The sequence below is a fragment of the Paraburkholderia aromaticivorans genome, assembly GCF_002278075.1.
Classification (GTDB): Bacteria; Pseudomonadota; Gammaproteobacteria; order Burkholderiales; family Burkholderiaceae; genus Paraburkholderia; species Paraburkholderia aromaticivorans.
Window position 1 is genome coordinate 3,103,922 of sequence record NZ_CP022989.1, and the last position, 12,425, is coordinate 3,116,346.

Annotated in this window: 11 protein-coding genes; 8 read left to right on the top strand and 3 right to left on the bottom strand. The window is 65.8% G+C overall.

The window, feature by feature from the left end; genetic code table 11:
* Positions 1-71: 71 nt before the first annotated feature.
* Positions 72-308 (bottom strand): hypothetical protein, encoded by a 237-nt coding sequence (locus tag CJU94_RS14180; RefSeq protein ID WP_095419215.1) that lies wholly within the window; start codon positions 306-308, stop codon positions 72-74.
* 191 nt (positions 309-499) lie between these two features.
* Between CJU94_RS14180 and CJU94_RS14185 the strand changes: the two genes are divergently transcribed.
* The 5 genes from CJU94_RS14185 to CJU94_RS14205 all read left to right on the top strand — a co-directional run bounded on the left by CJU94_RS14185 (position 500) and on the right by CJU94_RS14205 (position 5,771).
* A complete protein-coding gene (locus tag CJU94_RS14185) occupies positions 500-2,473 on the top strand; it encodes a PAS domain-containing hybrid sensor histidine kinase/response regulator (RefSeq protein WP_095419216.1) in 1,974 nt (657 codons plus the stop codon).
* Positions 2,474-2,662: 189 nt separating this feature from the next.
* Complete coding sequence (locus CJU94_RS14190; protein WP_095419217.1) at positions 2,663-3,841, top strand: acyl-CoA dehydrogenase; 1,179 nt, start codon at positions 2,663-2,665, stop codon at positions 3,839-3,841.
* Between the two features lie 24 nt (positions 3,842-3,865).
* Positions 3,866-4,471, top strand: a complete 606-nt coding sequence (locus tag CJU94_RS14195; protein ID WP_095419218.1) for an SAM-dependent methyltransferase — start codon at positions 3,866-3,868, stop codon at positions 4,469-4,471.
* Positions 4,468-5,121 (top strand): glycosyltransferase family 2 protein, encoded by a 654-nt coding sequence (locus CJU94_RS14200; protein ID WP_095419219.1) that lies wholly within the window; start codon positions 4,468-4,470, stop codon positions 5,119-5,121. Before CJU94_RS14195 ends, CJU94_RS14200 begins: the two co-directional genes overlap by 4 nt.
* Before the next feature lie 155 nt (positions 5,122-5,276).
* On the top strand, positions 5,277-5,771 hold the full coding sequence (locus tag CJU94_RS14205; protein ID WP_095419220.1) for a DUF421 domain-containing protein: 495 nt from the start codon (positions 5,277-5,279) through the stop codon (positions 5,769-5,771).
* A gap of 73 nt (positions 5,772-5,844) precedes the next feature.
* Here the strand turns inward: CJU94_RS14205 and CJU94_RS14210 are convergent, their stop codons facing one another.
* Positions 5,845-7,242 (bottom strand): MFS transporter, encoded by a 1,398-nt coding sequence (locus CJU94_RS14210; RefSeq protein ID WP_095419221.1) that lies wholly within the window; start codon positions 7,240-7,242, stop codon positions 5,845-5,847.
* Between the two features lie 228 nt (positions 7,243-7,470).
* Here CJU94_RS14210 and CJU94_RS41410 point away from each other — a divergent pair, with 228 nt between their 5' ends.
* Positions 7,471-7,620 (top strand): hypothetical protein, encoded by a 150-nt coding sequence (locus CJU94_RS41410; protein WP_167397535.1) that lies wholly within the window; start codon positions 7,471-7,473, stop codon positions 7,618-7,620.
* A gap of 234 nt (positions 7,621-7,854) precedes the next feature.
* Here CJU94_RS41410 and CJU94_RS14215 read toward each other — a convergent pair whose 3' ends face one another.
* Positions 7,855-8,049, bottom strand: a complete 195-nt coding sequence (locus tag CJU94_RS14215; RefSeq protein WP_095419222.1) for a hypothetical protein — start codon at positions 8,047-8,049, stop codon at positions 7,855-7,857.
* 321 nt (positions 8,050-8,370) lie between these two features.
* Here CJU94_RS14215 and mprF point away from each other — a divergent pair, with 321 nt between their 5' ends.
* Positions 8,371-10,923, top strand: a complete 2,553-nt coding sequence (gene mprF, locus CJU94_RS14220; RefSeq protein ID WP_244220964.1) for a bifunctional lysylphosphatidylglycerol flippase/synthetase MprF — start codon at positions 8,371-8,373, stop codon at positions 10,921-10,923.
* Entirely contained in the window at positions 10,920-12,185 is a 1,266-nt protein-coding gene (locus CJU94_RS14225) for a virulence factor family protein (protein ID WP_095419224.1), read from the top strand. Before mprF ends, CJU94_RS14225 begins: the two co-directional genes overlap by 4 nt.
* The last annotated feature ends 240 nt before the right edge of the window (positions 12,186-12,425 follow it).

Here is a 12,425-nt window from a genome sequence, read left to right on the forward strand (position 1 = left end):
CGGAACCAGTCTTCACTGATCGAGCCGGTACTGATCGAGAGAGGTCACTACCGGCTCTTTTTACAAGGGGCTTATTTCCCGGCCGGCTGGCTGGCCGCCGCAGCCGCGCTCGCTGCCTTATCCTTCTTTTTGGCTTCGTGATGGCCGATCGCGCAGCCGGCGGCCGCACCCGCTACGCCGTGATCACCGGCGACATGGCCGGCCACGCCGCCCACGACCGCGCCTTTAGTACAGCCTTCGGCGTGCGCCGCGGTGTGAGTGATTGCCAGTGCAGCGGCAAAAGCGAAGGTGGTGAATGCTCGTTTCAATTGCGACTCCTGTTGTCATGATGAATGCTGCGCTTGGGGAGTAGCAATTGCGAGGCCTGACGATCCGGACTACGTTTTTCCATGCGCGTGGCCGCACCGCGCCCTTCAGGTGGAAATCAGGTGAAACCTGAGCGAAGCAACCGCGGCGCGGCGGTGTATGCTTTTGCACATAGCCTTGAACCTTTGAGACCATGAAACACCTCGATGTCCCCTCCGCCGGTGAAAACGGCGAGCCTGCCAAGGTCCCGGCACCGGCCCGCATGAACCCCGCTGCCGATGTCGATTACTGGGCGCTGATGCAGGCGATCGAAGACTATGCGATCTTCCTGCTCGATGCGACCGGGCGGATCGTCAGTTGCAACGCCGGGGCGTTGAAGGTGGTGGGTTACAGGGACACGGAAATCATCGGTCAGCACTTTTCACGCTTCTACACCGAGGAAGCCGTGGCGCGCGGGTGGCCCGCCTATGAACTGCAACAGGCGTCGCTGATCGGCCGCTTCGAGGACGAAGGCTGGCGGGTTCGCAAGGACGGCACGACCTTCTGGTCGAATGTCGTCATCACGGCGATCCGCAACGACGCCGGCATTCTCACCGGCTTCGCCAAGATCACGCGCGATCTGACCGCGCGACGCGAATACGTGGAGGCGCTCCGGCAAAGCGAAGAGCGTTTCCGTTTGCTGGTCGACAGTGTCAAGGACTACGCGATATTCATGCTCGACCCGCAGGGCTACGTGGTGAGCTGGAATGAGGGCGCCGCGCGCATCAAAGGCTACACGCGCGAGGAAATCGTCGGCCAGCATTTCTCGGTCTTCTATGTGCCGGAAGAAGCGGCGGCGGGCAAGCCCGCCCGCGAACTGGCGATTGCGCAGCAGGTCGGCCACGTCGAGGACGAAGGCTGGCGGGTGCGCAAGGACGGCACGACGTTCTGGGCCAACGTCAATATCACCGCCGTGTACGACGAATCGAGGCGGCTGCGTGGTTTCGCCAAGGTCACGCGCGATCTGACCGAGCGGCGTCAGCGCGAAGAACTGGAGCGTTCGGGCGAACGCATGCGTCAGTTTCTCGCGACCCTTGCGCATGAATTGCGCAACCCGCTCGCGCCGGTGCGCAATGCGATCGGCGTGATGCAGCTCGAAACCGGCATGAGCCCTACGCTCGCGCGTTCACGCGACCTGATCGACCGCCAGATCACCCACCTCACTCGGCTGGTCGACGACCTGCTCGACGTCGGCCGGATCATGTCGAACAAGGTCGAGCTGCGCCTTGGCCGGATCGATCTGGCCGAGGTGGTGGCGCGCGGGATCGAGGCGGCCCGGCCATTTACAGACGCGCACGAGCAGCGCGTCGTGCCGCACATGCCGGCCGAGCCGATCTTCGTTCGTGGCGACATGACGCGTCTCGTGCAGGTGCTGCAAAACCTGTTGCACAACGCATCTAAATTCTCGCCCGTGGGCAGTGTTGTGGACATCGTGTCCCGTATCGATTTCCATATGGCCGTGCTCGAAGTGCGCGACGCGGGCTGCGGGATTGCTCTGCGCTCGCTCGACAAGATCTTCGAACTGTTCGCCCAGGAAAAAGATGCGCAGAGTGCGGGAGAGGGCGGTCTGGGCATCGGTCTCACGTTGTGCAAATCGCTCGTCGAGATGCACGGCGGCAGCATTGTCGCGAGCAGCGCAGGGCCGGGCACCGGCAGCACGTTCACGCTGAGCCTGCCGTTGGCCGCCGCGCCCCCCGAGGCGGCCGGTGACGAGGCGAACGCGGCAGGCGGGCAGGTCGCGCCACTGCGCATCCTGCTGGTCGACGACAATCGCGATTCGGCCGACAGCCTCGCGATGCTGCTCGAACTCAAAGGCCACGATGTGCGCATCGCCTACGAGGGTGAGCAGGCGCTGGAGGTCGCGCCACGCTTCGTGCCCCACCTCGCGGTGATCGACATTGCCATGCCGAAGATGGATGGCTACGCGACCATCGCCGCGCTGCGCGAAATGCCCAAGCTTGCCGATACGACGTATGCCGCCATGACCGGCTTCGGCCATGCAACCGATCGCGAGCGTACCCGCGAGGCCGGATTCCATACGCACCTCGTGAAGCCGGTCGAACTCGCCCTGTTCGATACGTTGCTCGCTGAAGTCGAAGCACGGCGCAGCGGGCGCGCGCCCGGCTAGCGGTCGAAACACGCCGCGCTTCCTTCATACCAGAGCGTTCAAGGCGCAGCGCGCCTTTCCATTCCTGAAGAAATCGTGGCCTCGCCCGGCTTTCGCCGGCTGAGGCACGCCGCTTGCTGTCCGCCTCGTAGGCGCAGCGGTCCCTCGAGGATCCGCTGCCCATGGATCGAACAGCTTCAGGGAGGCACGATGCTCGATACGCGTGATCGTGCGGCCGGCGTCAATGCCCGGCCGCTGCAAAGCCCTGGCCTCGGCGCATCCGGTGGCGCGCGGGCCGCGGCGCGGCGCATGCGCCGCGCCGTGAAAGTTGACGGGCCGCTCGAAGACTATTTGCATGACACGCGTTTCGATGCGAGCGACCCCGCCGCCTTGGGCACGGTGCTGCGCGCGCTGGTCGAACGCGGTTATGACCGTGCGCCGGCCGTGCCCCTGCCGGGCCACGGCGATACGCTCGCGCGCTGGCGCGCTCTCGCCGCAGTGGCGGCGTGCGATCTCGGCCTTGTCAAACTCTTCGAAGGCCACACCGACGCGCTTGCCATTCTCGCGGAATTGCAGGCTCCCGAGCCGCCGGCGGGAAGCCGCTGGGGGGTATGGGCAGCGGAGCCGCCCGACGCGCGCGTGCAGGCGCTCAAAGTAGGATTCCGAAGCGATGGCGAGGGCCTTCGTCTCGCCGGCACGAAAGCCTGGTGTTCGGGCGCCGGTGTCGTCACGCATGCGCTCGTGACCGCGTGGCTGGAGGGCGAACCGGTACTCGCGGCCGTAGCGATGAATCAGCCGTCGATCTCGATCGATACGTCGAAATGGCAGGCTGTGGGCATGCAGGCCACGGCGAGCGCCGACGTGACGTTCGCCCAGACGTCCGCGACGCTGGTGGGAGCCGCGCATGACTATGTGCGCCGCCCGGGCTTCTGGCATGGCGGCGCCGGTATCGCCGCGTGCTGGTACGGCGCCGCCGCGCAGATCGGGCGGACGCTGCGCGAGGCGTCCACCCAGCGCGCGGATTCGCATCGGCTCGCGCATCTCGGTGCGATCGAGGTCGCCCTCGCGGGCGCCGCCGCGGTATTGCGCGAAACCGCCGCGCACATCGACGCGAATCCGCTCGCCGACTCGCAACGCGAGGCCATGCGTGCCCGCCTCGTGGTGGAGCAAGCCGCGAGCGCCGTGATGCATCACGCTACCCGCACGCTCGGCGCCGGCCCGTTGTGCCGCAATGCCCGCTTTGCTCGCGCGCTCGCGGACCTGCCGGTGTTCCTGCGGCAGAGCCACGCAGAGCGCGATCTTGAGGCCCTCGGCGAATTGAGCGCGGCGGCTGGAGCAGGCGAGGGCCGCGACGAGGCTGGTGCCGGAGGTGATCCGTGGCTGCTCTGACAACATGCACGGAGGGCCGCTGACATGAGCTCGCCGGCAACCTACTTCGATGAACTCTATCAACAGAGCGACGACCCGTGGAGGCTGCGCGAGGGCTGGTACGAATGCCGCAAGCGTTCGCTCACGCTCGCGCTGCTGCCGCGCCCGCGCTACCGCAACGCGTTCGAACCCGGCTGCGCCAACGGCGAGCTGACCGCCGAGCTGGCGAGGCGCTGCGATATGCTGCTCGCCGCGGATCTGCACGCGCGCGCCGTCGAGCTCACACGCGAGCGCGTCGCCGACGCGCCGCAGGTTCGTGTCGAACAGCGCACGGTGCCGGGCGAGTGGCCGACCGAGGCCGGCCCATTCGATCTGATCGTCATTAGCGAATTCGCCTACTACCTCGACGCAGCTGAGCTCGAAACGCTGGCTTCGCGAGTCGCCGCTTCACTCACGACCGACGGTACGCTGCTCGCCTGTCATTGGCGCCGGCCCTTCGCCGAAGCGCTCGAATCCGCCGACGCCGCGCATGCGCTGTTCGATGCGCGCTGCGGCTTGTCGCGTCTCGCGCATCACGATGAAGCCGATCTGCTGATCGACGTCTGGTCGCGCGACGCCCGTTCGGTCGCGCAACGCGAGGGGCTCCTATGATCGGCGTGATCGTTCCGGCACATAACGAAGAGGCGCTGCTGGCGCCTTGCCTCGCGGCTTTGATCGAAGCTTCACGCCACGAGGAGCTGGCGGGCGAAACGGTGCGCATCGTGGTGGTGCTCGACGCCTGCGACGACTTTACCGGCGCTATCGCGCGAGCTTACGGCGTCGAGACGCTGACGCTGAAGGCGCGCAATGTCGGCATTGCGCGGGCGAGCGGCGCGGACTTTCTGCTGGCGGACGGCGCGCGCTGGCTCGCGTTTACCGATGCCGACAGCCGCGTGTCGCCAGGCTGGCTGGTCGCGCAGCTTTCGCTGGAGGCGGACGCGGTGTGCGGCTCGATTGCCGTCGACGACTGGACCCCGCATCCGCACAGCGTGCGTGAATATTTTCGCAAGACCTACGTGGACGCCGATGGCCATCGTCACGTTCACGGCGCGAATCTCGGCGTGTCGGCGGACGCGTACCGGCGCGCGGGCGGCTTTCCGCCGCTGACGTGCAGTGAGGATGTCGCGCTGGTGGACCGGCTGATTGCGATCGGCGCCCGTATCGCATGGAGCGCGGCGCCGCGCGTCATTACGAGTGCGCGCGCGGCGGCCCGCGCGCGTGGTGGGTTCGGCGATACGCTGACGGGGTGGGCGGTTGGTTGAAGGGTTGGCAGAAGGGTTGGCAGAAGGGTTGGCAGAAGGGTTGGCTGAAGGGGTTGAGCAAAGCAGCCGTATAAACCGCGTAGCGACCGCCCAATGCCGCAAACGCGATTCGACGGCGCTCGCTCAAGACGGCAGCGAACCGCGAGGAGGGCGTCATGATGGATGCCATTTACCTGCTGTTCGGTCAAGGCAGAACACTCGACCCGCTACAGATGGGCTTGCGCTCGATCGTCGTGTTTCTGATCGCGCTGGTGCTGATCCGGGTCTCGGGCCGGCGCTCGTTCGGCCAGCGCTCGCCATTCGATTCGGTGGTGGTGATCCTGCTCGGCGCGACGCTCAGCCGGGCGATCGTCGGTGCGTCGCCGTTTATCGCCACGGTGGCGGCGTCGTTCGCGATCGTCGTCTGCCATCGCTTGCTGGCATGGGCTTGCATGCGCTCGCCCGTGCTCGAACGGCTGGTGGGCGGCGTCGAGCGAGAGGTGTTCAGCAATGGCGCGTTCAACGCCCGCGAAATGGACGCCGCGCTCATCACGCCGACCGATGTTCATGAAAGCGTGCGCCAGAAGACCGGCTCACGTTCAATGGATGACGTAGCCGCGGCGATTCTCGAACGCAACGGCGAAGTGAGCGTGATCCGGAAGAAGGTTTGAAGCCTGCCGGTAGCGGGCGGTCAGCCGTTCAGCAGAACAGACGTCCAGCACGCCCAACCGTTCGATCAGCCGGTCAACCGCGGCCGCCGCGCGAGATTTCCTCGCCCGCCCGATGCGGCATGCGCAGCGTGACCGGAATCGAAGCAAACGAGCACAGGCCGACCACCAGAAACGCTGGCCAGAAATCCGACCACATGATGCCGGGATGGCCGTGCAGCACCCGCGAAATCTGCAGCACGATGCCGCCGATCGTCACGCCCAGGCCGAGCGACATCTGCTGCACCACGCTGCCCAGACTCGTGGCGCGGCCCACGTCGCGGCTGGCGATTTCCGCGTAAGTCAGCGAGTTCAGACTCGTGAACTGCAACGCCGGGAAGAATCCGCCGAGCAGCACCACCACCCAGATGATCCAGGTCGGCGTGCCGGGGAAAAACAGTCCGCAGGCCGCGATCGCGAGCCCCGACAACGCGGCGTTGACCACCAGCACCGAGCGAAAGCCGAAGCGATGCAGCACGCTCGAAGCGATCGTGCGCATGAACATGCCGCCGAACGCGGACGCGCAGGTAATCAGGCCGGATTTGAACGCGCTCATGCCGTGGCCCTCCTGCAGCATCAGCGGCAGTAGAAACGGCAACGCGCCGAGTCCGATACGAAACATCGAACCGCCGAGCACGCTCGCCTGGAACGTCGGCACCTTGAAAAAGCGCAGATCCAGCAGCGGCAGCGGGACGCGCTGCGCGTAAGCGACATAGGCGGCGAGCAGTACGGCGCCGCACGCGCACATGCCGAGCGCGTCGCGATTCGAAATCAGTTCGCCGCCGACCAGCGACAGCCCGAGCAGAAGCAGCACGGCGCCCGCCGCCGAGAGAAAAAAGCCGATCCAGTCGAGCGGACCGGGGTCCGGCTCGCGGGTGTTGGCGATGTGCTTGTTGGTCAGATAGATGCCGAGAATGCCGATCGGCACGTTAATGAAGAAAATCAGGCGCCAGTGCAGATACGTGGTGATGAATCCGCCGAGCAGCGGCCCGGCGGCGGGGCCGAGCATCGCGGGGACGCTCAGATAGTTCATCGCGCGGATGAAGTCGGACTTGTGCACCACACGGAAAATGATGATCCGCCCGACCGGCACCATCATCGCGCCGCCCACCCCTTGCACGAAGCGCGCGAGCGTGAAGGTGGCAAGCGAGTTCGACGCGGCGCACAGCAGCGAGCCCGTCACGAAGATGCCGATCGCCGTGCGGAAGATCGTGCGTGCCCCGAACCGGTCGGCGAGCCATCCGCACACCGGAATGAACACGCCGAGTCCCAGCACATAGCTCGTCACCGCGATTTTCAGCGTGACCGGATCGCGCCCGAAGTCGCGCGCCATGGCCGGCAACGCCGTGACGATCACATTCGCGTCGACGCTTTCCATGAACATCGCGCACGCGACGATCAGTGGCGCAATCAGGGCTTTCTGGACGACGGTCATGAAGGCGGGCTGCCTCGGGCGTTCGCGGGCAAAGGGGCATTATTGCACCTGTACGGTGCGGGTTGTTAAAAGACAACGTTGCGATGTCACCCTTTTTAAGATTGCCCTGATCGCGGCGCGACCGTGCGCCCCGGAGGCATCGAACTTTATTGATATTTGTTGCGGTGCGGCAGAAGGTGTTTATAATCGGGTTATTGCCTAGGTATAAACCCTATACAGGAGTCTTTCATGAACACCGCTTCCAACGCTGCTGCTCGCGCCACCGTCTCCGCTCAAACCACGTTCTTCGGCAAGCTGCGCGCCCTGGCGCTGCAGGCACTCAACCTGCACCTGCAAAATTGCGCTGTGATCGCTGAAGCGCATCGTCGTCCGCAGTAACAGGAAAGGACGTTGCGCGGCACGCGCGCGCTGATCGACAGAAATGGGCGCGCCTACGCGTCGCTCCCGCTGCGCGGCGCGTAGGCGCCTCGTCTTCGTGGGCCGTGGTTCGGTCATTCATACCCGTATGTCGCGCGAACGCCATGGCCCGGGTCGTCCATGCGCGATTCACGCGTTACGCCCGTCATGTCGTGAGTGACGGCGTTCCTGTTTGGCCGTTCATCCGGCATGTATTCACATGCCCTCGCATGCGTTCAACGCGGTTCCGCTCAGGAGCGTTGGCGTTGCTTTGCGCACACTCGTCGCTCGGGCCGCCAGCGCGCTGGTTGGAAGCGCCATCGGCAGCCACATCGGCACGCTTGCCGCCAGATCCGCGCTCACGATCGCCCGATCGTGACTCGCCGTCACCACACGGCGTCGATTCTTCATTCGCAGCGCGCAAATAGCGTTTAAACTTCAGCCCCTGTCGAAGCGGCTGCGCGTCCTTGCAATCCGATCCGATCGGCAATATCGACCGTTTCATTCATACGTGTCGCGCGGCAGGCCCCATGGCGACGCGGCTGCCCCCAGGTTAAACCCCGCTGCGGGCCTGACACTGTCAACCTTTTCACCCCTGTGCCGTTATCCATTTGTAATCGCCCATAACCGGCGACGCCGCGGCGGACGAATCGTCGTCGTGACAGCTCCACGCAAGGCCCTGCATTGACCATGTTCCATCGATATAACAATAAATTCGACCGGCTAGGCGCGATGTTCGACCGTACATCGACAGCGCTCGGCAACCGGGGGCTTCTCTCGCCCTTGCTCGCGCTGGTGATTGGCGTGCTGCTGCTGGTCGTCTTGCAACATCTCTCGCAAGCGGTCGACTATCGCTCGGTGATGCGTCAGTTGCGTGAGTTGACGGCCGGCGAGTGGGCCGCCGCGCTCGGCGCCACCGCGCTCAGCTACGTGGCGCTGGTCGGGCGCGACGCGGTTGGTTTGCGCTATCTGGGTGCCGTCGTGCCGCGTGTGGCGCTGTGGATCGGCGCGACCGCGGGCTCCGCACTCGGCAATGCCACCGGTTTCGGCGCGCTCACGGGCGGCGCCGTGCGCGCGCGCGTCTACGGCGTGGCGGGCGTGACGCCCGCGCAGATCGGGCGCATGACCGTGTTCACGAGCGTCTCGCTCGCGCTCGCGCTGGTGCTGATGACCGCGCTCGGCATGCTCGGCGTGGCCGGTACGCTCGCGCCGATGCTGCATCTCGAACCCGTCGCGCTGCGCTGGAGCGGCGCGGCGCTGCTCATCGCACTCGTGCTGGCCGCCACCGCGTGCCGCAGCGAAACGCGCCCGGTCCGCACGCGCTGGCAGTGGCTCTCGTTCGACATTCCCGCGCGCCGCGATCTGCTCGCCCAAGTGGCGCTCGCGGTTCTCGACGTGGTGGCCGCGGGCCTTGCCTTATGGGCGTTGCTGCCGCACGCGGACGTGAGCTTCGTGACCTTCATCACGGTCTACGCCGCGGCCATGCTGCTCGGCATGATCGGCCATACGCCCGGCGGCGTCGGCGTGTTCGAGGCGGCGATGGTGTTCACGCTGAACGGCAGCGTGCAGACGCATCAGATGGTGGCCGCGTTGCTCGCGTATCGCGCGATTTACTTCGGTGTCCCGTTGATCGTCTCGGCCGCGCTGCTCGCCGGCTTCGAAGGCCGCGCGCTGAAAAGCCGTCTGCCGCTGCAACATGCGGCCGCCGCGTCGAAGCTTGCGCCGCTGTTCCTGAGTCTCGTCACATTCGTGGTGGGTGGCATGCTGGTGATTTCCAGCGCGACGCCCGCGTTCTGGCAACGCATCCGCATTCTGCGCGACGTGCTGCCGCTGTGGGTGCTCGAAAGCTCGCAGATGCTCTGCAGCGTGCTCGGCGTGCTGCTCCTGTTCGTCGCGCGTGGTTTGCTGCGGCGGCTGGACGCCGCGTGGTGGATGACGCTCCTGCTGGCGGTGCTGAGTCTCGCGTTGTCATTGACCAAAGGTCTGGCGTTCGTCGAAGCCGGCGTGCTCGGCATGCTGATCGTGCTGTTGCTGTCCACGCGTCAGCGCTTCAACCGTCATTCCTCGCTGTTCGCCGAGCGCTTCACGGCGGGCTGGCTGGTGTCGGTGGCGATGGTGCTGATGCTCGCCACGTGGGTCATGCTGTTCGCTTTCCGCGACGTGCCGTACACGCGCGACCTGTGGTGGCAATTCGCCTTCGACGAACGCGCCCCGCGTGCGCTGCGCGCGACGCTGGCCGCAAGCCTCTTTGCCGCGACCTTTTCGTTCTGGCAATTGTTGCGTCCGGCGCCGGGCCACTTCGTCAAGCCGGCGCGGGAAGATCTGCAAGACGCGGCGCGCATCGTACGTGCGCAGGAGCGCAGCGACGCCGGCCTCGCGCTGATGGGCGACAAGAGCTTTCTGTTCTCCGAGTCGCGCGAAGCGTTTCTGATGTATGCCAAATACGGCCGCACGTGGGCCGCTTTGCACGATCCGGTGGGTCCGCGCGAAGAGTGGGCCGGCCTGATCAGCAAGTTCGTCGCGCTCGCGCATGCGCACGGCGGGCGCGCGGCGTTCTATCAGGTGCGCGCCAACGCGTTGCCGCTTTATCTCGACGCCGGTCTCACGCTGATGAAGCTCGGTGAAGAAGCGCACGTCGTGCTCGACGACTTCGACCTGAAGGGCTCGCATCGCGCGCATCTTCGCTATGCGCTCAAACGCGGCGAACGTGACGGCTTCGCCGTCGAAGTGATCGACCAGGCGAACGTGCCGGCGTCGCTCGACACGCTGCGCGAGATTTCCGATGGCTGGCTCGACAGCCGCGACGCGCGCGAAAAGAGCTTCTCGGTCGCCGCATTCACCGACGAGTACCTCGCTGCGCAGTCGGTGATGCTGGTGCGCCAGAACGGCGAGCCGGCCGCGTTCGTCACCTTCATGACGACCGATATGAACACCGAGGCGACGGTCGGCGTGATGCGTCACGTGGAAAGCGCGTCGCCGTATGCAATGGAATATCTGTTCACGCAACTCGCGCTGCATCTGAAGCAGGCGGGTTTCCGCTCGCTGAGCCTCGGCATCGCGCCGCTGTCCGGCATGCAGCCCACGCCGCTGGCCTCGCGCTGGCACCGCTTCGCCGGCATCGTGTGGCGTTTCGGCGGCCGGTTCTATAACTTCCGCGGACTGCGCGCTTTCAAGAGTAAATTCCAGCCGCGCTGGGAGCCGCGTTATCTTGCGGCGTCGGGTTCGGTGGGCGTGTTTTTCACGCTCGCGGACCTGTCATTGCTGGCGGGAGGCCGGCGTTCATGACACTGCATTCGCTTTTCAGGCTCGCCGTGGCGGCGGGGCTCGTGACCGGCGGCGCGCTCGCGCACGCCGCGACTACAACCGTCCCCGGCGGCCGTTATGGCGACGTCAGGGTCACCCAGCCGGAAGGCCCGCTGCGCGGCTTCGTGGTGCTGTATTCGCAGGCAGGCGGCTGGAGCGCAGCGGATCAGCAGAGCGCCGATGCGCTTGCGAAGGCCGGCGCGTTGACCGTCGGCGTGGATACCGCTCGCTACGCCGCCAATCTGGTCGCGAAGAAGGAAGCCTGCCACCAGTTGGTGGGCGATGCCGAAGCCTTGAGCCACCAACTCGAGCGGCAATCGCAATCGAGCCACTATTTCGCGCCGATCGTCGCGGGTACCGGGCAGGGCGCGACGCTCGCCATGCACGTGCTCGAACAGGCGCCGTCGAATACGGTTGCGGGCGCGGTCGCGGTGGATGCCGAGCGCACGCTCGATCCGCGCTTCCAACCCTGTCCGCCCGATCCGACCATCATCCGCGACAAGGTGCCGGGCTTCGTCGAAAAGGCGGCTACGGGCAGCGCGGATCGCACGCGCCTCGTCGCGCTGGTCTCGCCGCATCTGCAGGCGGTCTCGACGAGCGACGACGACGTCTCCGACCTGCCGCTGATCGAATTGCCGGCGGCGCATCCGAACGGCCTGATGGCGATCGTGATTTCCGGCGACGGCGGTTGGCGCGATCTCGACAAGACGATCGCCCAGGCATTGCAAAAAGACGGCGTCTCCGTGATCGGCTGGGACAGCCTGCGCTATTTCTGGAGCGAAAAGCCGCCCGCCCAGACGAGCCGCGATCTCGCGCGGGTGATGCAGACCTACGGCGCGCGCTGGAACGCGCAGCACATCGCACTGGTCGGCTATTCATTCGGCGCGGACGTGATGCCGTTCGCCTATAACCGTCTGCCGGCGGCGTTGCGCGCGAAGGTATCGTTGATCGCGCTGCTCGGCTTCGCGCCCGACGCCGATTTTCAGATCCGCGTGGGCGGCTGGCTCGGCATGCCGGCGAGCGACAAGGCGTTGAAAGTCCAGCCGGAGTTGACCCGTGTGCCACCCGCGATCGTGCAGTGCTTCTACGGCGAGAATGAAAAAGACACCCTGTGTCCGTCGCTGACGAAGACGGGGGTCGAGGTGATCCGCACCTCGGGCGATCACCACTTCGGTCGCGATTACAACGCGCTGGAACAGCGCATTCTCAGCGCTTTCAGGAAGCAAAGCGGCGTGCGCAACTGAGATTGCCGCTTGGCGCGTGCGCGCCGCCGACGGCGCGCCCTCGAATACTCATTCGTCTGTTGAGAGCGCTATCGCACATAGGCCGCTCTCACCGGCATCTATGATCCTTACAAAGACCTGACCGTCAGGCTCGTCAAGCAATAGCGCGTGACGAGCCTGCGTGGCAGGTTGTCGTCCGCGTCTTTGTCTTGTGAATTCTCCTACGATAATGCAGCGCGCCGCCGGGTAGCAGAGCCGCCC

Bases quoted from the DNA above. Each gene is read 5' to 3' on its own strand.
- CJU94_RS14185 (WP_095419216.1), top strand. From the start codon at position 500: ATGAAACACCTCGATGTCCCCTCCGCCGGTGAAAACGGCGAGCCTGCC.
- CJU94_RS14190 (WP_095419217.1), top strand. From the start codon at position 2,663: ATGCTCGATACGCGTGATCGTGCGGCCGGCGTCAATGCCCGGCCGCTG.
- CJU94_RS14195 (WP_095419218.1), top strand. From the start codon at position 3,866: ATGAGCTCGCCGGCAACCTACTTCGATGAACTCTATCAACAGAGCGAC.
- CJU94_RS14200 (WP_095419219.1), top strand. From the start codon at position 4,468: ATGATCGGCGTGATCGTTCCGGCACATAACGAAGAGGCGCTGCTGGCG.
- CJU94_RS14205 (WP_095419220.1), top strand. From the start codon at position 5,277: ATGATGGATGCCATTTACCTGCTGTTCGGTCAAGGCAGAACACTCGAC.
- CJU94_RS14210 (WP_095419221.1), bottom strand. From the start codon at position 7,242: ATGACCGTCGTCCAGAAAGCCCTGATTGCGCCACTGATCGTCGCGTGC.
- CJU94_RS41410 (WP_167397535.1), top strand. From the start codon at position 7,471: ATGAACACCGCTTCCAACGCTGCTGCTCGCGCCACCGTCTCCGCTCAA.
- CJU94_RS14215 (WP_095419222.1), bottom strand. From the start codon at position 8,049: ATGAAGAATCGACGCCGTGTGGTGACGGCGAGTCACGATCGGGCGATC.
- mprF (WP_244220964.1), top strand. From the start codon at position 8,371: ATGTTCGACCGTACATCGACAGCGCTCGGCAACCGGGGGCTTCTCTCG.
- CJU94_RS14225 (WP_095419224.1), top strand. From the start codon at position 10,920: ATGACACTGCATTCGCTTTTCAGGCTCGCCGTGGCGGCGGGGCTCGTG.